Annotated in this window: 1 rRNA gene; it reads right to left on the bottom strand. The window is 52.6% G+C overall.

Going from position 1 to position 215, the window contains the following annotated elements:
• Positions 1-215 (bottom strand): 23S ribosomal RNA (locus GTP55_RS29475); the annotation flags it as partial.

The following is a 215-nucleotide window of genomic DNA, read 5'->3' as shown; positions in this document are numbered from 1 at the left end:
AGTGGGTTCGGACCTCCAGTGCGTGTTACCGCACCTTCATCCTGGCCATGAGTAGATCACTTGGTTTCGGGTCTACACCCAGCGACTAGCGCCCTGTTCGGACTCGATTTCTCTACGGCTTCCCTATGCGGTTAACCTTGCCACTGAATGTAAGTCGCTGACCCATTATACAAAAGGTACGCAGTCACGGAACAAGTCCGCTCCTACTGTTTGTA

It is taken from the genome of Duganella margarita (genome assembly GCF_009857535.1).
Classification (GTDB): domain Bacteria; phylum Pseudomonadota; class Gammaproteobacteria; order Burkholderiales; family Burkholderiaceae_D; genus Rugamonas; species Rugamonas margarita.
Note: the sequence above shows the minus strand (reverse complement) of the source record. Positions and strands in the feature narration are given on the sequence as shown.